We start from the raw sequence: 19,865 nt of genomic DNA on the forward strand, positions 1-19,865 counted from the left end.
GATGGAACATCCGCTAGTCCATGAGGAGTTGACATGGCCGGATCCCCCACAGCTCGCCGCCGTCGTCTTGCGATCGAGCTGAAGCGGCTGCGCGAAGACAGCAGCCTGACGTGTAGCCAAGTCGGTAAGGAACTGGACTGGAGCAGCTCCAAGGTCAGTCGCATGGAGACAGGGCAGGGGCGCGTCCAACCCTCAGACGTCGACGCCCTTTGTCGTCTCTACGCAGCCCCGGGCGACCTGCGCGATCTCTTGAAGTCGCTAGCCAAGGAGTCCAAGACAAAAGGGTGGTGGCACGCACACGGCGATGCGATCCCTACATGGTTCTCCGTCTACGTTGGCCTTGAGCAGGCAGTTTCCGACCTGCGTTCATATCAAGCCGAGTTCATCCCCGGCCTGCTACAAACGGAGGAGTACGCCACCGAGTTGAGTCGTGCATGGGTCGACCACACCCCCGAGGACATTCAGCGCATGGTCGACGTGCGGATGCGTCGCCAAGAACTCCTGACCAGCGCGAGTGCACCGGACCTGTGGGCAGTCGTCCATGAGAGCGCGCTGCTGCACACAATCGGCAGCCATCAGGTCATGACCCGTCAACTCGAACGTATGCTGGAAATCCAGAAGCTGAAGAACGTGACCGTCCAGGTCCTGCCGTTCAACGCAGGCGCGTATCCCACTACCGGGTCGTTCACGATCCTCGGCTTCCCAGAGCAGGAGGACCCTGATGTGGTCTACCGAGAGGGGCTTACTGATTCGGTCTACCTCGAAGAGCCCAAGCACATCGCCCTCTACACGAAAGCATTCGACCACCTCAGGGCCATGGCACTGAGCCCTCACCGGTCAACCTTGCTGATCACAAGACTCTTGGAGGACTCTCGATGATGCCGCCGGCGAGCACCCCGTGGCGGAGGAGCAGCTACAGCAACGGCATGGGAGGCGAGTGCTTGGAGATGGCCACGGCCGCGGGGGCTGTCGCAGTGCGCGACTCGAAGATCCCCTCAGGGCAGCAGCTCATACTCAGCTCGGCCACGTGGAAGAGCTTCATAGACACTCTTTCCCAGACAAGCGAGCACGTTAACCGACGGCCTGCATAGGATCGCGGACTATCTCTCCCGCCCTCTGAAGGAACGTGGCATAACCCTCGGTCATGCCACTCCTCGCCTGTTCATAGTTTGACCACTCTGAGCTCGGAGCCGTGGAAGACACTCGCTCTGCTTGAAGCATGGAGCTGACTGCCACAACTGCTCTCTGCGTCAAGGCGTATGCCAGCGTCCTCGCTTCATCAGGCCCCCACAGCGCCAACAGGCTGGTCTTGTCTTGCAGTTCCAGCATGGCGCGCCGCAGCTCATCCCTAGTTGCTACATCAAGTGGAACTCCACCTCTAACCTCCGGCGTGATGCGTGCGAGCACCTCGTCAAGAGCCGTGTAGGCCGCAAGGAGAGAGGCAAAGGACTGGTAGCGCTGGCTCCGTACCCATTGCCAGTGCTCCGCTGCCGCCTGCCCTTGAACCTGTGCGAGCGCGGCCTCAACCGCCTTGCGTCCGCCTGTCTTTGCGCCGCGCTCGGCGTACCTCCCCGCAATCACAGCTCCGATAACCGCCGCTATAAGACCGATGCCACCTGCTACGACTGTTGCCGTCGCGTCACCCATGGCACCATCCTCACCTGATCAGTGCAGCGTCACAATGTCGTTCACTCGCCACCTGCATCAGATCTGCCGCTCTGTGCCCATCGAGACCATTAGCCTCGGATCATGACGACCCACACGTCCGGGCCTCGCCCCGGCCAGATCCTCACGCGCGCAGAAATACATCCCGTACTTGGCGGTGCCAGCTACGCAGGAATCTGCCCAGCAGTCGAGGAGAAGAATGTCCTCATCTTCTCCGACCACAAGGTCGGCGAGCGTTTTGGGTACCGCGACGGGTGGCTCGCTGAGGACGACGACATCGGCCCCGTGTTCACCTATACCGGCGCTGGGAAGCGCGGCGATCAAGCCATGGAAGGTGGCAACAAGGCCATCCTGGAACACGTCGACAAGGGCCGCACCCTGCACCTGTTCGTCGCCGTGGGCAAGGTTCCCGGTAGCGGCACTCGGACACATCTCTACGTAGGGGAATTCAAGATCGACGTGCGCAAGCCGTTCGAAATAAGGGAAGCCAGGGACGAAGTAGGAGCAAACCGCAACGTAATCGTCTTTCGCTTACGCCCCACCGGCCTGACCGTTCGGCGGGAAGAGGACACCCTCCCGCGCGCCACCCGCACTCGCTCCCGATTCAATCGCAGCGCGGGCAGGGCCACCCGCGCGATTCGACGTCAGCGACGCCAACTGCTCCAACCAACCGACGCCGGCCGAGTCGCGTCCGCTCGCGATGACTTGGCAGACATCTTCGAAGAGAGATCACTCGCTGCCGGAGCAACGATCGGCCAGCTTGAAGTGTCAATGCGTGACGCGACGGCCCAACTCATGGTCGAGCTATATAACCCAACGAGTAACACGGTCTACGAGCCGACAGGGAGTGCGGCCAGCGAGTCGGTCACGGAAGCGATGACTCAACTCCTGCTAGCACGGCACCACTTGCGAAGCATCGCCCACAGTCAGCCGCTCCATCTGATGGTCCTAACCCCCGAGCTGCCACGCGAGGATCTCCGTAACTTGCTCGCCGAACATGGGATTGGCCTGGTGTATCGCACCGCCAGCGGCGACTTCTCTGAGTTCGAGGCAAACACCACCCCCTCAGGCATTACCCCTCGCGCCTTCCGCTGCTTGGACTGCCCTGTGCCCGCCTAGCTCGTCGCTAGCTCCTGGGACATATTGCCGACACGAGCCCGATCCCATGGCCGAGCTGCGCCCCTTCGGGCATTCCGGTGAACCGGCGACAACGTGCGTGCGCTGACCCCGACCGACCACTGGCCGACTTCGGTGCTGGAGCTTCGTAGCTGATGCCACCTCATGGCTGCGCGGAGCTGATTGCCCCTCATGGGCGTGGTCCGTATGGCAGCTTCGATGAGCGCCGGCGGACATATCGGATTAGCCTCCGAAATGAGCGCTAAGTAGATCTTTAATGGCGCGCTCTACGCGAACCAAGGAGGAGACATGCGCAAGCTTCAGAAGGCCGCTCTTGCGGCCGCGATGGTCGGGTCCCTGAGCCTCATAGCCACCGGCACCGCCTCCGCGCAGCCCTCGTACGACGGCCATGGCCACGGGGGTTGCAAGTCTCACGACATGAACATCGACATTCTCGGCCAGGTCGGGGTGCTGCCCGGTCTTGCAGGGAACTTGCTCAACGGTGAAGGCAACCCTGGCGCCATGTACAACGACGTCGGGTCCGACTGCCACCACTGAGCGAGAGCGATTTCGTGAGGTAGTTCACCGAAATGGGCCCCGGTGCCCTGGGCGACGAGCCCGGGCGCCGGGCCTTGCTTTGGGTGGGGCGGTGCCGGTCAGGGAGTCCAGTAGTCCCGCTTCGGCAGCTCCACCCACCTGTCCGGCGTGCCCACTATGGCCCGCGCGTCCGTCGGGCGCAGGCCCGTCCAGGCGCATGCGTATGCCACCGCGTCGTGGCGGAAGAGGTAGGCCGACAGGACCTCCTCGGGGGTGGAGTCCGGGTCGGGGGCGCCTCCCGGGTGCAGGTCCCAGCCCTCTATGACGCCGTCTCGCGTCATGCTGCCCTGGTTGCCGCTCTTGGGGTTGGCGTAGAGGCCGTAGCTGATGGTTCCTCGGGACAGGCGGGTGTGTATGCCGGGCATGGACGGTGCGTAGCCCCAGGGCTGGGACACCACGCAGCCGCCGGGGACCGTCGTCACGCCGACGATGTGCAGGGTTTCGTCCAGGTCGTCGGCGAAGGGGTCGTCCAGGATGCCGGCCACCTCCGCCTCGTCCGCCGGTGTCGCCTCCAGGCGGCTCACCGCCTCCTCCGCGTCGATGCCGGCCACGCAGGCCAGGCCGAAGCCGTCGTCGTCGATGCCGGTCAGGGCCTCGGTCAGGCGTTTGCCCTCCTGGGCCGCCGCGTGCTCGCGGTCGGTGAGGCCGGCCTCGCCGGGCGGCAGGGGGAAGAGGTCTGGGGTGGGGCCGGCCAGGCTCAGGCGGCCGGGTGACCAGCCGCCCATCAGGGGGCGCCAGGGGTCGGCTCCCGCGGCGACGAGGGCTCGGGCGTTCTCCGGGCGGTCGGACATGACCGCCTCCCACAGTGCCGTGGCGCCGTATTCGAGAGCGTCCACATCCGCCACCCGGCCCGCCAGTTCCGCCACGACCTCCGGTGAGCCGAAGACGGTCGCCCGGTGCAGTGCGCGGCTCCCTCCGCGGCCCCATCGCTCGGGGTCGGCACCCTCGTCCAGACGGCGTTTGACGTCGGCGTAGTCCTGCCAACCCCGCCAGTCCATGCCTGCCCAGCCGTCCTCACGAGCCGTCACCATGCCTCCTCCAGGCGCGATACGGGGCCGATCGGCCCATCCGCTGCCTGCCACTGTCACGGACGGCCGACCCTTTCACTCACACCATCGCAGGCGGCACTGACAATCCACGCGGCCCGGCAGTCGCCGCAGTCGCGGCAGCCGCCTCGGCGACCAAAGTCGCAACGGCGTAGACCATCGGCCGATCCCACGGCCCACGGGCCCTCGTCAGACTCGGCTCTGCGCCATTTCGGCGACGACCGGCAACCGACAACCGACGGCACGGGAGAACGTCGGTGCGTCGGCGAGTACGGCCGGGAGCGCTCGAACTGACGCGGCATGAGGACGGACGGGGACATGGCGGAGACGGGGCGTATCGGGAGTGCGGACAGGCGTCCGGCGGACCTGAGGAAGGGAGACCTGGGGAAGGGGAGCCCGAGGAAGGGGAGCCCGAGGAAGGGGAGCCCGAGGAAGGGGAGCCCGAGGAAGGGGAGCCCGAGGAAGGAGGGCCCGGGGGCCGGTGGGGTCACCGTGTTCAAGGAGTCGGCCTGGGTTCTGACGCTGTTTTGGGTGGTGTGCGGCGCCGGTGTCGGCGGGCTGGTCACCCTTCTTGCCGAGTGGCTCGTGAGGTTGTCGTGGGCTCCCTTGCAGGGGCCGGCCGAGCTGCTGGCGTCCGTGCCGGAGCCTTGGCAGAGCATCGGGTCCGTCGGGGTGGGGGCGGTGCTGGGGCTGGTGGTCGGGTTCGTCGCGGTACACGAGTCGCTGTCGGTGCGCGTGTCCCGCGAGGGTGTGGTGCTCGGCATCAGGGACTCGTCGCTGGAGTTCGGGCGCGACGAGATCGCCCTGGTGGTGCGGGACGGCAAGCAGCTCGTGCTGCTCGGGCCGGACGGCATGGAGATCGCCCGGGAGGACTGCCATCTGGCCTGGACACGACTGGCCGAGGCGTGCGCCGCACACGGGTTCCGGTGGGCGGACGAGGATCCGCACCGCCAGGAGTTCCGGCGCTGGGTGCCCGGGATGCCCGGACTGCCCGAGGGGGCGGACGCGTTGCTGAGGGCTCGTGCGATGGCCCGGGAGAAGGACGAGGGCGCCGACGACGCCCGGGAACTGCGCGCGGAACTGCTGCGGCTCGGCGTCGTCGTACGGGATGAGAAGAAGCGGCAGTACTGGCGGAGCCCCGTGCGGATCTGAGTTCGACTTCCGGGGGCCGGGTTCCGGTACGACAGTCGTATCGACTGAGAGGATGGCGGCGACCGTACTGGAAGAAGGGGGATGGGCGTGATCGTGCTCGTCTTGGTCGGCGTTCTGCTGCTCGTCGTCGGGGGATGTGTCTGTGTCGTGTGGGCGTCGCGGGGCGGCCCGCGTTGGGTGCGCGTGGTGTCCAGCGTGACCCTGGGGCTGGCCGAGGTGGTGGGGACGCTGGCCCGTAGCAGCGGGAAATCGAGGTCGAACTCGAATTCAAGCTCGGACGACTGACCCACTGAGGCCGAACGGGGACGGGAGCGGGAACGCCAACGCGGGCCGCGCCGGACTGTGTTGAGCGGTGCGGCCCGCGTCGTCGGAGTGGGTGAGTCGGTCAGCCGGACCTCGTCGGAGTGGGTGAGTCGGTCAGCCGGACTTCGTCGGCGGTGGGCTCGCCGTCGCCGTTGCCCTGCCCTCCGTCAGGAGCCACTCGTGGTGGAGGGCGCCCAGCGGGATCCTCTTCTGGAAGACGGGGGTGCCGAAAATGGTCAGTTGGAAATTGAGCGTGCCCGTCAGGTCCACACCGCCGTAGACGGCATAGGCGCCGGTTGCCGAGCCCGTGCCGTCGGCGGAGCCCTCGGCCGACGCGTCGGCGTGCGCGCGGACGTACGGGGCGAGGTCGGCGGTGACGCCCACCGTGCCGTAGAGACCGACCGTGGCCTCGGCGCCGAGGGCCGCCTTGACGTCGCCCGCTGCCGTGACCCTGGCCTTCAGGGGCTCGCCCGTCATGTCGGACTCGCTGACCGGGGTCCAGCCCTTGGCCCAGGAGAAGCTGCCGCCGACGCGGAAGTCGCCCTTGAGGTCCTGCTCGACGTCGACGGTGACCCTGCCGTCCGCGTTCACCTGGATGTAGCAGGTCAGGTCGAGGTTGACGACGACGGGGATCGGGCCGACCTGGATCACCGGATCGGAGTGGAGCTCGGCGAAGGGGATGCGGATCGGCTGTCCGTCGGTCGAGCCGGCCGCGCGGCCCTTCAGGGACCACTTGGAGGCCCAGTCGCCCGACAGGCCCAGGAAGGCGGCGCCGGGTGACGTGCCCGTGACGCCGGAGCTGTTCGAACCCTTGGAGTCGCCGGAGCCCTCGGAGCCGTCGTACGAGAACGCGACCTCGGGAGCGAGCTGCACGAAGCCCTCCACGGACGCGGCCGCCGACGCCGGGGCACCCTCGGCCGTCGCGACCGCCGCGCCGACGTCGATCCGCAGGCTGCCCAGCGGGAGTTTCGCGCCCTCGGGGCCGAAGTGGAGGTCGCCGGTCTTCGCCCAGGAGACCTTCACGCCGTTCATGAGCGGCTTGACGTCGACGGACGACGGGTCGACCGGGACCTCGCCCTGGGCCTTGCTCGCGCCCAGCACGGAGTTGAGCTTCGCCGGTTCCGTCTCGACGGCCGTACCGCCGTTCTCCGCGGTGCCCACGACGTCAGTGACCTCGGCCAGTACGCCGTCTGGGGCGCCGGGGGCGGGAGCGCTGGCGATGATGTCGCCGACGGCCACCGGGGGTTGGGCCGAAGGGCTGGAGGAGGGGTCGGCCGGGGTATCGGTCGACGGATCGGCGGGGGTACCGGTCGACGGGTCGGCCGGGGAACCGGTCGACGGGGTGGCCGTCGGCTTCGTGACCGTCGGCGACGTGATGACGGCCCGGCCGGTCTTCCGGTCGTACGAGGCGACCTTGAGGGAGGACTTCCTCGCCCTGCCTCCCCCGTCGCCGTCGGCCACGGCGGACGGCGTGGCCGCGCCGGACGGGGCCGATACGACGGCGAGTTGTTCCTGGACGGCGGCGGACTCAGGGCTCTTCGAAGCCGTGGAGGCCGCCGCGTCCGTGGTGGTCGGGGAGTTGGTGGAGCAGCCGGTGGTCAGTACGGCCGCGAGAGCGATCGCCGACAGTAAGGCGTGGCTCTTGAACTTGGGTCTGTGCACGCGTGTTCCTCGGGAGCGGTGTATGGGGGTGCGCTGCAGGAGGTGACGCATGGGGGTGGGCACGCCGGCCGTCGAGGTAGGCATGCCGGTATGACCGGTCCGGCGCGGGGCGCGGACGTGGTGTGGTTACCCCCCAGTAGTCATGCATGAGCATGCCAGTACGACAGGGGTGGCATCCGCTTTCTATTTGACGGGAGGGCGGTGACGTGAGTCACACCTGACCGGAGGTCAGTTCCCGCACCCGCTTCCGGGGCTCGTGGGGTTCTCCGGGGTCTCCGGGTTTCCCGGACTCTGCGGGTTCTCGGGGGCGTTCGGGGGCTCCGGACTCTCCGGGCTCTCGGGAGTGCTCGGAGTCTCCGGGTACTCAGGGGTGCTCGGCGCCTCCGGCTCCTCCGGCTGCTCCGGCGTCTCCGACACCGGATCGGCCGGTGCGGGCTCGACCGGTGCGGGCTCGACCGGCGCGGGATCGACCGGCGCGGGATCGACCGGCGCGGGATCGACCGGCGCGGGATCGACCGGCGCGGGATCGACCGGTGCGGGCTCGACCGGTGCGGGCTCGACCGGTGCGGGCTCGACCGGCGCGGGATCGACCGGCGCGGGATCGACCGGCGCCGGAGGCGCAGGATCCGCCGGCACAGGCGGCTCGGGCTCGGCGGGAGCCGGCGGCAAAGGCGGCGGTACGGGCGCGACCGGCGCCGGAGGCGCAGGCGCATCGACGCCCGGCTCCTCCACCACCACGGGGTCCTCCACCGCCACCGGCTCCCCCACGGTCACCGACCCGGCCGCAGCCCCCGTACCCGTACCCGTCCCCACCCCCGCTCCCGCTCCCACTCCCACCGCACCGACGACATCAACAGCCCCCGGCCCCCGCTCACCCCGCTTCGACTCAGGCGCCCCCGTCGATCCGGCAGGACCCCCGTCCTCCGGAGCCGTCGGCGCCTGCGACGGCCGTGCCCCCACCGGCGCGTCCGCCAACGGCGCCCTCGGTGAAGGCGGCGTCGAAGCAGGTCCGCCCGTGCCGAGCGCGAGCATCATCGCGAGGGCCGCGCCCGCCACGGTCGCCCCGGCCGCGACGGCCGCCGGCGCCTTCGTACCGGCGCCGCCGCTCACCGCCTGCCGGACCGCGTGCAGCGCGCCGCCGATCTGGCCGCTCAACGCGCCTGCCGCACCCGCCGCACCCGCGGACCCCGCCGCCAGCGGCAGCAGGAACTTGCCCGCGCCGCCCACGGCGAAGACCAGCAGGGCCGGGCCGACGACTGCGGGCAGCCGGTCGTTGGCGCGCATGAGCACCGCGAGCCGGCCGCGGCAGTCGTCGCAGGCGTCGACGTGGGCGAGCAGGCGTTCCGACTGGCGGGGCGTCGCGTTGCCGCGGACGTACGCCGGCATGCGCACCCAGTGGACCTCGCACGCGGGGTCGTCGGGGGCGCCGGTCTGGGAGCGCAGGAACGCCTGGCGCATGCCCTCGCGGGCGCGGTGCAGCAGTACGGCCGTCGCGCCCTGCTTGGCGCCGATGCGCTGCCCGACCGCCTCCAGCGGCTGGCCCTCCGCCTCGGCCAGCCACAGGGCCTGCACCCAGCGTTCGGGGAGCTGGCCCAGCACCCGCACCAACAGGTCGACGGACGAGACCTGTTCGGCCGGGTCCGCCGCGTCCTCCACGTGCACGGAGACCTCGGTGCGCTCGGCGCTGTGCGGGTCGTGCGGGGTTTCGCGCGCCTCGCCGACGACGGCGGTCGCCGCCAGGTGCCGCACCGTCGTCATCAGGTACGCCGGTACGTTCTCGATCTCGTGGCCCTCCGACAGCCGGCGCCAGACGCGGAAGTGCGCCTCGGCCACCAGGTCCTCGGCCGCCCAGGAGTTGTTGCGGGTGAGCGAGCGTGCGAACGCGACCAGGCGGGGCTGCTGCTCCTCGTAGATACGGGCGTACGAGGCGGTGGCGGACGCGGGAGGTGACGCCTGGGCGGGCACCTTGGGGGAACCGTCGGGCATGGCGGGAACGCTCCGGTTGCCTGCTGGGCTGATGGCGCGGACGGGGTTTGTCAGCGTAGATGACTAAAATCTCAAGCAAATGGTTCGCGTGAGGTAGATCACAGGGGTGGGGTTCCGGTTCGGCGTAATCAACAAGCCCCCGGGCCGGTCGAGACGACGCACAGTCCCCGAGGACCGGAGAAGTCCGACCATGCGTCTCGCCCTGGAACAGTCCGTCCGTGCCCGCCTCGTCAGCCCCGACCACCCCGATCTGACGATCCGCCCCACCCTGCGCTATGCCGCCGCCGACCCGCTCGCAGTGCACGTGGACTTCCCGGCGGACGTCTCGGCGGACGAGGACGGGGTCACCTGGACGTTCGCCCGGTCACTGCTCGCGGAGGGGCTGGCGGCGGCCGCCGGGATCGGGGACGTCCGTATCCGGCCGTCCGGGCGCTCCCGCACCGTCTTCGAGTTCCGCGCGCCGCACGGCACGGCCGTGGTCCGGTTCGGTACGGCCTCCGTGCGGCGGTTTCTCGCGCGTACGTACGCCGTCGTCGAACCGGGCGGCGAGGATCTCGGGCCCGCTCTCGAGGACGGCCTGATGGCGCTGCTCGACGGGGTCTGAGGCTCGGCGGGGGTCCCGGACCCCGTCGGGCCCCGTTCAGCGCGGCTCCCCCTCCTGCCCTGCGCCGTTCATCGGTGTCAGGACGCGGGTGCCCGTCTGCCGGTAGATCACCGAGCTGCGGAACGTCACCACCTCGCGCCGGGCGCTGAAGCGGTCCATGAGGAAGGCGTGCAGGTGCTCGATGTCCGGGACGGCCACATGGACGAGGAAGTCGTCGTCGCCCGAGACCACGAACACCGAGACGACCTCGGGGAGCTGGGTCAGATAGCCCTCGAAGTCGTGGATCACCTCCCGGCTCAGCGGGCGCAGTTTCGCGAAGACCAGGGCCTGGAGCGAGCGGCCCAGCAGGCGGGGCTGTACGGCCGCGTGGTAGCCGGTGATCACCCCGCGGGCGCGCAGGGCACGGACCCGTTCCAGGCAGGTCGAGGGTGCGATGCCCACCCGGCGGGCGAGTTCGCGGTTGGTGAGCCGTGCATCGCGCTGGAGATGGGTGAGGATCGCCGAATCAGTGTCGTCCATGGCCGTGATTCTTCCCGCGCCACCGAATTTGGTTCGGCCGAGCCGCCCAACTCCCGTTTCCCGCCCTACATTTCCCTCGCCGCCGTCGGACCGAAGGGAGCCCTCGTCCATGACGACCGCCGCCAACCGCCTGGCCGACCAGGCCGTCGACCACTACGACCGCTTCCTCGCCGAGCACTACACCTGGATGCTCGGCGGTGATCTCGACGCCCTCGCGGCGGGGCAGCGTGCCGCTCTCGCCGAATGGGGGGTGACACCCGGGTCGGCGATCGGTACGGCCGCCGGGTCGCTGGCCGTGGACCTGGGGTGCGGTCCTGGACACGCCAGTCTCGCGCTGGCAGCTCTGGGCTTCGACTCCGTCCTCGCGGTCGATCTGAGCCGGCCGCTGCTGGACGAACTCGCCGCGCACGCCGCCCGATTGCCTTGCGTGCGGGCTGTGCGGGCGGATGTGCGGACCGCGCTGCGGGAGCTGGTGCGGCCGGGGTCGGCCGGGGCCGTCGTCTGTCTGGGCGACACGCTGACGCATCTGCCGACCCGCGGGGACGTGGCCGCCCTGTTCGCCGACGTCGCCGCGGCCCTCGCGCCCGAGGGGACGGCCGTGTTCTCCTACCGCGACCTGACGGTCCCGCTCACCGGCACCGACCGATTCCTTCCGGTGCGGGCCACCGAGGACCGGATCATGACGTGCTTCCTGGAGTACCCGGACGACTACGACGACTACACGGTCGTCGTGCACGACCTGGTCCACGAGCGGGACGCCCCCGACGCAGACTGGACGCTCACCGCCCGCAGTTACCGCAAACTGCGGCTCTCCCACGCCTGGGTGCTGGAGCAGCTCCGCACGGCCGGGCTGCGGGTGCGGCACGAGGAGAGCGGGACGGGCGGCATGCGGACGGTCGTCCTGGAACGCGCCGCCCGCTCACGGCCGTACTGACAGCGGCGGCCACAAGGGCCGTCCTCCCGCGGCGGCCCTGCGGCTGTGCCCGGTGGTCAGTTGTCGGACCAGAAGACCCCGTTCAGGCCCTCCTGGGCGATGGTCCTGGACATGACGTTGCCGTCCAGCACATAGCGCGCGTGCTTGTCGGTGAGGAAGAAGTCGAGCGCGTTGACCGGCGTCGTCGCGTCGCAGGCCAGGTCGCCGCGGATGCAGAAGCGGGCGACCGGGACGCCCGGGAACTCCCGGGGGCCGGGGCCGGCGGAGGTGAAGCCGAAGGCGCCCAGGCCCTTGGGGACCTTGGACCACATGCCGGTGTCGGGCTGCTTCGGGTCGGCGTACAGCTTGCCGTCGACCAGCTCGCGCGGGATGCCGGTGCCGCCGTCGGCGATGGCCTCCAGGACCGCGTCGGCGGCCTGGGCGCCCTGGGAGTAGCCGACGATGGTCAGTCGTGCGGTCGGGTCCTCGCGGTGGGTCTTCTCGACGGCGGCCAGGAGGTTGTCGTAGCCCTGGGCCACGCTGCTGTCGTAGCTCGGCGCGGTGAGGTCGGGGCTGTTCCGCCCGTTGAGCCAGGGGCCGGCGCTGGCCGGGTAGCAGACGGGGACGACCTTCGCGCCTTCCTCCAGGTGCTGGTTGGCGTAGTAGAACGTCCCGGTGCACTGGGGCGCGGGCTGCGCGGTGCCGGTGCCGCCGAGCTGGATGTAGTAGTGGCCGGGAGCCTCCTCGGCCTGCGCGACGGCGGGTGTGAGCGCGGCGGCGGCCGTCATCGCCGCCGTGACGGCGACGGTTTTGGCGCGGCGCGTGAGTCGGTTGGTGCTCGGCATGGTGTCCCCCATGGTCCTGGTGGTGGATCTCGCCTGTGCTGTGGCGCCAGACGCTAAAGAGGAGCGATGAAATCGTCGTGAAGGGTGGCGCGGTGATGGTGCCGGGCCAGGTGCTCCTGCAGCCGTGCGTGGCGGAACTGGTAGACCGCGCCGGCCTGGCGCAGAACCCCGCGCTGGTAGGCGTCCTCCAGGAACGTGAGCACGGCCCAGGGCAGGCGCCCGGTCAGCGGCAGCCATATCCGGGTGAGGACGAGCCACTGGCCCCAGGCGGTCAGGGTGAGGGCGTAGCCGATGGCACCGCCGAGGCCGCTGATGCCGCCGAGCAGGAGGGAGGCTTCGGAGGTCCAGACGAGGGGGCCCACCGGTCCCTGGAGGAGGTCGACGACCGCGCCGCTGCCGAATCCGACCACCGCTCCGAAGGTGGGTGCCCAGACCAGCAGTTGGGTGGTCACGGTGCCGCGGTTGGTGGTCAGGAGGCTGCGCGGGTTGACGGCGGAGTCGATGTCGAGGGGGGTTTCGAGGAGCCCGAGGAGACAGAAGGTCAGCCCGGTGGCGGCGCCGAAGACCGAGCCGTAGACAAGGCCGTCGACCAGCCCGACATGCACCATGGCCGAGAGGTCGGGCGCCAGGACGTACGACCTCACCATGCCGATCACGAATCCGTAGCCGAAGCCGAAGACGGCCCCGCCGAGCGTGCCGATCACCAGTCGGGGGCCGGTCGTCCACACGGTGGCCTCGGGCCGGCGGCGGATCTGCAGGCGTACGGCGGACGGTGTGACCTGCTTGCCCTTGGCCGTGTACGTCAGCCAGTGCACGAACCCGAACATCAGGCCGGCGAGGAGCCCGACGGCCGACGCGTCCAGGAGGGCGCCGATGAGGATGCCGTGTACGGCGAGGCCGATGGCTCCGTCGACGAGGCCGATGGTCAGGGCGAGCACGACGGCGGTGACGAGGGTGCGGGTGTAGCGGTGCAGTCCGTTGCCGAGCCGCCACCAGGCGAGGTCGGGCGTCTTGAGCCGGGTCAGATGGTGGGCGAGGTAGCCGAGCCAGTGCCGGGCGTGGTCGGCGTCGAAACCCTGGTGCGTTCCGCCGGACGAACTGCCGTGCAGCCGGTGGCGGTAGACGGTGGGGAGGAAGTTGTCGAGCAGGTGGTCCTCCAGCTTCTCCGGGCTGCCGAACCGCTCGGTGTCGAGGAGCGAGGCCGGGTCGTGGTCGGGGGTGTCGCTGTAGATGGTGCGGGCGAGCGCGACCATCAGCGGCGTCTTGAGGACCGTGGCCAGAGGTGAGGACGGCCGGTCGCCAAGCTGCTCGCGCAGGGCGGTCAGCACCGGGTCCCAGGCGTTCGCGTCGGGGTCCGCGCGGCCGGGTTTGCGGGTGGTGCGGGGCAGATAGGCGGCGAGGTCGTCGAGGGTGAGGTCGGTGAGCCGGATCGCGGCGGCCGCGGTCAGTACGTCGGTCTCGGCGACCGCGGCGGCGTACTCGTCGGGGCGGCTGGTGAGGACGAGGGGGAGGGTGGTGGCGTTGAGCGCTTCCAGCGCGGGGCGGCGCAGGCCGTCGGCGATCTCGTCGAAGCCGTCCAGTACGGGGAGGATGCGGCCGGACTCGACCAGCTCCGCGGCCAGGCTCTCCCCGCCCCGGCCGCGGGCGGCGTAGCCGGGGTGATCCCGCGTCAGCCGTGCGGCCAGCCAGTCGCGCAGGGTGATGGTGGTGGGGTTCCAGGCGCCGATGCTGAAGATCACCGGGACGGGTTCGGAGGTACTGCGCGACCTGAGGTGATCGAGGACGAAGCGCAGGGCCAGGATCGTCTTGCCCGAGCCCGACCGGCCGAGGACGACGAGCCGCCGGGACGGGATACGCCGGTAGGTGTCGGCGATCGCACCGAGTTCGCCGTCCAGATCGAGGGGCTCGGCCGTGGCCTGCGCGGGGAGCCGGAGGATGTTGGCCCAGTGGTCGGTCAGCGTCTCGGGGGCCGTCTCCCAGCGGACGGGGAGGGGGAACGGGTCCTGGACCTGACGTTGTTCCTCTTCGCGCTGCCAGCGGGCGGTGACGAGAGCGGCGAGCTGCTCGGCGGGGTCGGTCGGGGGGTGGGGGTCGGTCGGGGGGTGGCGCCGGGTGTCGGGGGTGGTGTCGGAGGGATCGCCGGGGCGGGGAATGGTTGGGGCGTCGGCCTGATCGCCGGGGCGGGGAGTGGTTGGGGCGTCGGAGGGATCGCCGGTCCCGTCGTCTGTCGGGTCGTCAGTCGGCTCACCGCTGCGGTCCTCCGTCGGGTCGCCGGCGGGTCTGCCCGTCGGGTCGTCGGCCCGGCTGTCCGCCAGGGCGTCGGCCTGACTGTCCGTCCAGGCGTCGGCCTGGCTGTCTCTCGGGTCGCCGCCGGGCTCCGCGTCGGGTTCGGCCGGTTGCTCGCCGTCCAGGGTCCGGGGGACGGCGGCGCCGAGTAACTCCTCGCGCTCCCGGGGCCGTAGCGAAAGCGCCTTGGCCAGCTCCTGCACCGTCGTCATGCGCGGGTTGGTGCGCTTGCCGGTTTCCAGGCCCCGGATCGTGCGCACACTGACCCCGGAACGCTCCGCGAGTTCCTCCTGGGTCAGCCCCGCCCCCGTCCGCAGCCGTCGCAGCACCTCGCCGAACTCACCGGCCACAAGTCACGGCCCTTCCCCCTGAGATGTCGCCTTTTCGCAGGTGAGGGACTCTAGCGCGGCCACCGGCCACATATGACCTCCTCAATGGCCTGTCCACGTTTCCTACACCAGGGCCACCTTCGATGGCATCGACGGGATCGACCGGGCCGAGTGGATCGCCCGGTCCGGAGAACGGGGAGCCGCCATGCCTACGACGACCGCACGCCAGGTACACCCGAGCGCACGCCAGGGATGCCCGGGCGCCGCGTCCCCGGCACGCCCTGGTGCCCACCAGCCGGCACGCGAGCCCCATCCGGGCCCGGGCCTCGCCGGTCTCACCCCTCAGGAACGCGAGGTGCTCTACGCCCTCGGCTGCGGGCTCGCCGACGCCGAGATCGCGGACGCGCTCTCGCTGCCGGAGCATGTGGTGGCCGGGCAACTGAGGCGCGTCCTGGGGAAGTTGGGCCTGCGCGACCGGACCGCGGCCGTCGTGCACGCCTTCGACTGCGGTCTGGTCGTACCGGGTCAGGGGCCGCGCAGGCGGGCGGAGCCGGCGTTCACCGGCTACGGAGGGACCGGCCCCGGGGGCGACGCGCGGCTGCGGGTCTGTGTGCTCGGCCCGTTGCGGGCCCGGCTCGGCGGGCGGCCCGTGGACGTCGGCCCGGTCAGGCAACAGGCCGTGCTGGCGGCGCTGGCGCTGAGCCCCGGCCGCTCGGTCAGCCGGCAGGCACTGCTGGACGGCGTATGGGGGATGGAGTCGCCCGGCGCGAACGTCGTACCGGTCTATGTGTACCGGCTGCGCAAGGGTCTGCGGCTCGGGGAGTGCCCCGACTCGGTGATCGGGCGCGACCGGTACGGCTATCGGCTGGTGCGGGACGCGGTCGAGGTGGACGTGACGTGCATGGAGGACCTCGTCAGCGCGGCCGAGGCCGCCGAGCGGGCCGGTGACGGGGCCGAGGCGGTACGGCTGTACGGCCGGGCTCTGGAGCTGTTCCGCGGTGAGCCGCTGGCCGGACTGCCGGGGCCGTTGGCCGAGTTGGAGCGGCTGCGGCTCGTCGAACGCAGGGTCGCCCTCGCGTATCGGAAGGCGCACTGGCAGTTGCGGCTGGGCCGGGTCGCCGACTCGATCGCCGGCTTGTCGGCGCTGGCCCTGGAACAGCCGCTGAACGAACCGGTCGCCGCACTGCTGATGCGTGCACTGCACCGTGCCGGGCGCCGGGCCGAGGCGCTGGCCGTGTTCGAGCGCACGGGGCACCGGCTCGCCGACGAACTGGGCGTGGCACCGGGCGAGCCACTGCGCCGGGCACGGTGGTCGATCCTGCGCGGGGACGAGGCGGGACACGGCCGGGCGGGTGCGGCGTGAGCGAGGGGAGGGACAGGGAGCGGGGACGGGAGCGGGAGCGGGGCCGGGAGCGGGGACGGGAGCGGGGACGGGAGCGGGGCCAGGAGCGGGACCCGGCACAAGAGCAGGACCGGGACCAGGAACACGACCCCCGGCACGACCCACCCCACTGGGGCCGCGCCCACAACCGCACCGACGCCCTGCTCCTGGCGCGCGTCTCCGAGGCCGCGGGACGGGCGCGTCTCGGGCGGCGGCGGGCCACCCATCGGCCGCCGCTCGCCGAACCGGGCCGCCGACGGGGCGTCTTCGCGAGCGCGCGTCGCCTGCTGCGGGGCGACGGCGTGAACGCCGCAAGCCGAACGACCGCCCGCCTCGACCTCTACGAACACGGCCTGACGGTCGCCGTCGACGGACGGATCCTTGTCGTCCGGTACGACACCACGGTCGTGCGCCGGCGCCGGGCCCTGTCCCCGCAGGGCCTCACCCGCGCCCACGTCCTCGTCGACATCGACGGTGAGCGGATCGTGCTGCGCTGCGGCGACTTCGCCGAACCGGACGTGTGGGGGCCGCAGATCCACCGCTCCGTCACCGACGCCCAGGTACCGCGGGGTCTCGCCGCGCTGACCCGGGGCGAGCGGCTCGTCTTCGGCCCGGTGTGGATCACCAGGGCCGAACTCGGCTCCCGCGGGACGACGTTGCGCTGGGCGCAGGTCCAGCGGATCGAGATCCTCAAGGGCTCCGTCGCCGTACGCACCGCAGGACGGTGGCAGGTGTGGGGATCCGTCACGTCCGGGATCCCGAACCTCTGCGTCCTGCGCGCCCTCAGCGAGCACCTCACCGCCGCCGAACGCGACGACGACTGACTACGCCCTCCCCTGCTCCACCCAACCCACCCTGCACAGAAGGAGATTCCGGCATGGCCGACAGCTACCGATACCGATGCGGCGAGTGCGGGCACCGCACCGCCTGGGGGAGCGAGTCCCAGGGCGAGCAGGCGATCGAGACCCATTACGCACACCGCCATCCGCACCTCGCCCCCGGCGGAATGGTCGAGTTCCGCAAGGGCTCCTCCGGCGGCGGCACGGGCTGCCTGATCGCCCTGGGGATCGTGGTCCTGCTCCTGATCATCGCCTCTCGCCACTGACCACCAGGCCCAACGCACAGCCACACAAGACACAACACACAAGACACAAGACACAAGACACGGAGGACCATGTGAACGGGGCGGGCGCGAACATGACGAACGCACTGATCGACAGGGCCAGGGCCGAGCGCGAACGGCGCCGCAGCGGACGCAGCCGGACCACCGCGCTGACCGTGCTTGCGCTGCTGGGCGGGATCGGCCTGCTGCTGGCCCTCACCGTCGGCGGAGACCCGAACGAGCCGCCGACCTGCGACGACAAGACCATGACGCGCGGCGACGTATGCATGATCTACTCCAGCGGAGGCGGCGGTGGCTCCTTCTCGTACGACGAGATGCTCGACCGCCGCGAGTCGAGCGACTCGGTGCTGCGCGGGATCGGCTTCGGACTCGCCGGGCTCTGCGCGGTGCTGATGATCCCGGTCGCGGCCCGGCTCGACCCGGCCTCGCCCTGGGGCGACCCGGTCACCGGGCCCTGCCCGCGCTGCGGCAAGCCGAACCGACGGGAGCGGAAGACCACGCACAGCGTCACCCAGGGCCGGACGACCTCGTACTACACGGGCATCGTCACCCTGTGCACCTGCGGCTACAGCGACGTCCGACGGCGGCCCTGACACGACCTGGACGAGGCCCGGACGCGACCCGAACACAGCCCGAACGCGACCCTGCCACGGTCCACCAAAAATGGTTTGTCGCGTGGAGTCGGCCCGCTCTACAGTGAGCCGACTTCGACGAGACGTTCCCCGGAAACACGCCGCAGAGCGGGAGCGTCCCACCTCGCTGAGGTGCCGGAGGGGGCGGCAACTGACTTTGTCGACCCCTCATTTCGGAGGCCCTTTCATGAACGTCGGTATCGGCCTGCCCATCGGCGACCCGGCCGCCCTGCTCACCTGGGCCCGGCGCGCAGACGCCGGCCCCTTCAGCACGCTCGGTCTGCTCGACCGTCTCGTCTACGACAACCCCGAGCCGCTGGTCGCGCTGGCCGTCCTCGCCGGCGCCACCACGCGCGTCCGCGTGCAGACCGAGGTGCTGCTCGCCCCGCTGCGCGACACCGCCCTGCTGGCCAAGCAGGCCGCCACCTTGGACCGGATGACCGGCGGGCGGCTCGTCCTCGGCCTGGGCATCGGCGGCCGGGAGGACGACCACCGCGCCACCGGCACCGACCTGCGCACCCGGGGCCGGCGCCTGGACCAGCAGATGGCGACGATGTGCCGCCTGTGGCACGGCGAGCCCTACGGCGACGGCGTCGGCCCGATCGGCCCCGTACCCGCCCGCCTCGGCGGCCCGGAGCTGCTCTTCGGCGGCTTCAAGCCGGCCGCCCTCGAACGCGCCGCCCGCTGGGGCGACGGCTTCCTCGCAGCCGCGGCACCCTCATGGGCGGGCGGCCTGTTCGACACCGTGCGCGGCTTCTGGAAGGAGCACGGCCGCGACGGCGAGCCCCGCCTGGTGGCCCAGGTGAACGTCGCGCTCGGCCCGCAGGACGTTGTCGACGACGCCCGCGCCCGTATGCACGCGTACTACGCCTTCACCGGCACACCCGACCGTATGACCGCCGGTCTGCTCACCACGCCCGCCGAGATCCGATCCGCGCTCACCGCCTTCGCCGATCTGGGCGCCGACGAGGTGATGCTCTACTGCTACGGCCTCGACCCGGACCAGGTGGACCGCCTGGCCGATGTGCTGTGACGCCCTTCCGGTGACGCCGATCCTGTAGCGCTCCTGTTGCCGGAACTGTGGGCTCCGCCACAGCCGGGTGCGCCGGGCCCTGTTGGACTCGGCGCACCCGTCGTCGTCCGTCGTCGCTACGGCCTGGAGGTCAGATGTTCCTGCTGGTCCTGCTGTTCGTCCTGGTCGCGGTGGTCACCGCGGTCGGCCTGGCCGGATACGGCAGCCGCACCCTGGCCGACCGACGCGTCCGGCGCACCGGCACCCCCGGCACGCTGCGCGGCATCGCGGCCCTCGCCGGCGCCGCGGCGTGCGCCCTGTACGCCTGGGGACTCCTTGCGGTGTGCGGCGCGGTCATGACGGCGGAGGACGGCGGCACCGACTCGGCACCACCCCAGTCCTGCCGTACGCCGGGCTGGTGGGAGCGGCACGAGCGGGGCATCGAGATCACCGACCACACGGTCACGTACATCCCGCTCGGGTTCGTCTGCGAGACGAGCGACGGCGGGAGTTACGACACCGGCGACGTGCCCGGGTATGTCAATCCGGCCGTGCTGGCGCTCGCCCTCACCGCCGCCGGGTGCGCCATCGGCGCGGGGTACGCGACCGAGCTGCGGGCCCGGGCCGAGTTGCGCGAGGGCGGAGCCGGTTAGCCTCGGTTCTCCAGGGACCTGCCGAAGTGGTCGCCCGCCCG

The 19,865-nt window shown here is 70.9% G+C and carries 20 protein-coding genes; 13 read left to right on the forward strand and 7 right to left on the reverse strand.

Going from position 1 to position 19,865, the window contains the following annotated elements:
* Nucleotides 1–33: 33 nt before the first annotated feature.
* Both ACZ69Q_RS25980 and ACZ69Q_RS25985 read left to right on the forward strand, forming a co-directional pair.
* Nucleotides 34–879 (forward strand): helix-turn-helix domain-containing protein, encoded by an 846-nt coding sequence (locus tag ACZ69Q_RS25980; protein WP_471046090.1) that lies wholly within the window; start codon nt 34–36, stop codon nt 877–879.
* Nucleotides 879–1,091: a DUF397 domain-containing protein gene (locus ACZ69Q_RS25985; protein WP_471046347.1), complete on the forward strand. Its 213-nt coding sequence runs from the start codon at nt 879–881 to the stop codon at nt 1,089–1,091. The genes ACZ69Q_RS25980 and ACZ69Q_RS25985 overlap by 1 nt, the downstream gene beginning before the upstream one ends.
* Here ACZ69Q_RS25985 and ACZ69Q_RS25990 read toward each other — a convergent pair.
* Complete coding sequence (locus ACZ69Q_RS25990; protein ID WP_471046092.1) at nt 1,072–1,647, reverse strand: hypothetical protein; 576 nt, start codon at nt 1,645–1,647, stop codon at nt 1,072–1,074. The two genes, ACZ69Q_RS25985 and ACZ69Q_RS25990, sit on opposite strands and share 20 nt — an antisense overlap.
* A gap of 102 nt (nt 1,648–1,749) precedes the next feature.
* Between ACZ69Q_RS25990 and ACZ69Q_RS25995 the strand changes: the two genes are divergently transcribed.
* Together ACZ69Q_RS25995 and ACZ69Q_RS26000 are read left to right on the forward strand one after the other, a co-directional pair.
* A complete protein-coding gene (locus ACZ69Q_RS25995) occupies nt 1,750–2,784 on the forward strand; it encodes an SRA domain-containing endonuclease (protein ID WP_471046094.1) in 1,035 nt (344 codons plus the stop codon).
* A gap of 306 nt (nt 2,785–3,090) precedes the next feature.
* The gene (locus tag ACZ69Q_RS26000; RefSeq protein WP_471046096.1) at nt 3,091–3,339 is read left to right on the forward strand and encodes a hypothetical protein; all 249 of its coding nucleotides are present in this window, start codon (nt 3,091–3,093) and stop codon (nt 3,337–3,339) included.
* Nucleotides 3,340–3,437: 98 nt separating this feature from the next.
* On the opposite strand, the gene ACZ69Q_RS26005 is transcribed toward ACZ69Q_RS26000, so the two are convergent.
* Entirely contained in the window at nt 3,438–4,409 is a 972-nt protein-coding gene (locus tag ACZ69Q_RS26005) for an ankyrin repeat domain-containing protein (protein ID WP_471046098.1), read from the reverse strand.
* Between the two features lie 507 nt (nt 4,410–4,916).
* Between ACZ69Q_RS26005 and ACZ69Q_RS26010 the strand changes: the two genes are divergently transcribed.
* Nucleotides 4,917–5,576 carry a YqeB family protein gene (locus tag ACZ69Q_RS26010; protein WP_471046100.1) on the forward strand — a complete coding sequence of 220 codons (660 nt, stop codon included), beginning with the start codon at nt 4,917–4,919 and terminating at the stop codon, nt 5,574–5,576.
* 417 nt (nt 5,577–5,993) lie between these two features.
* Here the strand turns inward: ACZ69Q_RS26010 and ACZ69Q_RS26015 are convergent, their stop codons facing one another.
* Nucleotides 5,994–7,541 carry a hypothetical protein gene (locus ACZ69Q_RS26015; RefSeq protein ID WP_471046102.1) on the reverse strand — a complete coding sequence of 516 codons (1,548 nt, stop codon included), beginning with the start codon at nt 7,539–7,541 and terminating at the stop codon, nt 5,994–5,996.
* A 228-nt stretch (nt 7,542–7,769) separates the two neighbouring features.
* Nucleotides 7,770–9,527: a sigma-70 family RNA polymerase sigma factor gene (locus ACZ69Q_RS26020; RefSeq protein ID WP_471046104.1), complete on the reverse strand. Its 1,758-nt coding sequence runs from the start codon at nt 9,525–9,527 to the stop codon at nt 7,770–7,772.
* Between the two features lie 190 nt (nt 9,528–9,717).
* Between ACZ69Q_RS26020 and ACZ69Q_RS26025 the strand changes: the two genes are divergently transcribed.
* On the forward strand, nt 9,718–10,131 hold the full coding sequence (locus ACZ69Q_RS26025; protein WP_471046106.1) for an SsgA family sporulation/cell division regulator: 414 nt from the start codon (nt 9,718–9,720) through the stop codon (nt 10,129–10,131).
* 36 nt (nt 10,132–10,167) lie between these two features.
* Here the strand turns inward: ACZ69Q_RS26025 and ACZ69Q_RS26030 are convergent, their stop codons facing one another.
* Nucleotides 10,168–10,650, reverse strand: coding sequence for an Lrp/AsnC family transcriptional regulator (locus tag ACZ69Q_RS26030; RefSeq protein WP_471046107.1), 483 nt, complete (start codon nt 10,648–10,650; stop codon nt 10,168–10,170).
* Nucleotides 10,651–10,759: 109 nt separating this feature from the next.
* Between ACZ69Q_RS26030 and ACZ69Q_RS26035 the strand changes: the two genes are divergently transcribed.
* Nucleotides 10,760–11,584: a class I SAM-dependent methyltransferase gene (locus ACZ69Q_RS26035; protein WP_471046109.1), complete on the forward strand. Its 825-nt coding sequence runs from the start codon at nt 10,760–10,762 to the stop codon at nt 11,582–11,584.
* A 56-nt stretch (nt 11,585–11,640) separates the two neighbouring features.
* Here ACZ69Q_RS26035 and ACZ69Q_RS26040 read toward each other — a convergent pair whose 3' ends face one another.
* Together ACZ69Q_RS26040 and ACZ69Q_RS26045 are read right to left on the reverse strand one after the other, a co-directional pair.
* On the reverse strand, nt 11,641–12,408 hold the full coding sequence (locus ACZ69Q_RS26040; RefSeq protein WP_471046110.1) for a cutinase family protein: 768 nt from the start codon (nt 12,406–12,408) through the stop codon (nt 11,641–11,643).
* 53 nt (nt 12,409–12,461) lie between these two features.
* Nucleotides 12,462–15,044 carry a helix-turn-helix domain-containing protein gene (locus ACZ69Q_RS26045; RefSeq protein WP_471046112.1) on the reverse strand — a complete coding sequence of 861 codons (2,583 nt, stop codon included), beginning with the start codon at nt 15,042–15,044 and terminating at the stop codon, nt 12,462–12,464.
* A 184-nt stretch (nt 15,045–15,228) separates the two neighbouring features.
* Here ACZ69Q_RS26045 and ACZ69Q_RS26050 point away from each other — a divergent pair, with 184 nt between their 5' ends.
* From ACZ69Q_RS26050 to ACZ69Q_RS26075, 6 genes are all read left to right on the forward strand, one after another.
* Entirely contained in the window at nt 15,229–16,386 is a 1,158-nt protein-coding gene (locus ACZ69Q_RS26050; RefSeq protein ID WP_471046114.1) for an AfsR/SARP family transcriptional regulator, read from the forward strand.
* Nucleotides 16,383–17,228: a DUF6585 family protein gene (locus ACZ69Q_RS26055; RefSeq protein ID WP_471046116.1), complete on the forward strand. Its 846-nt coding sequence runs from the start codon at nt 16,383–16,385 to the stop codon at nt 17,226–17,228. The genes ACZ69Q_RS26050 and ACZ69Q_RS26055 overlap by 4 nt, the downstream gene beginning before the upstream one ends.
* 53 nt (nt 17,229–17,281) lie before the next feature.
* Entirely contained in the window at nt 17,282–17,509 is a 228-nt protein-coding gene (locus tag ACZ69Q_RS26060; RefSeq protein ID WP_471046118.1) for a hypothetical protein, read from the forward strand.
* A 92-nt stretch (nt 17,510–17,601) separates the two neighbouring features.
* On the forward strand, nt 17,602–18,120 hold the full coding sequence (locus ACZ69Q_RS26065; RefSeq protein ID WP_471046120.1) for a hypothetical protein: 519 nt from the start codon (nt 17,602–17,604) through the stop codon (nt 18,118–18,120).
* Nucleotides 18,121–18,346: 226 nt separating this feature from the next.
* Nucleotides 18,347–19,192, forward strand: a complete 846-nt coding sequence (locus tag ACZ69Q_RS26070; RefSeq protein WP_471046122.1) for an LLM class flavin-dependent oxidoreductase — start codon at nt 18,347–18,349, stop codon at nt 19,190–19,192.
* Nucleotides 19,193–19,326: 134 nt separating this feature from the next.
* A complete protein-coding gene (locus tag ACZ69Q_RS26075; protein ID WP_471046124.1) occupies nt 19,327–19,824 on the forward strand; it encodes a hypothetical protein in 498 nt (165 codons plus the stop codon).
* Nucleotides 19,825–19,865 lie beyond the last annotated feature (41 nt).

It is taken from the genome of Streptomyces sp. NPDC036764 (genome assembly GCF_055609385.1).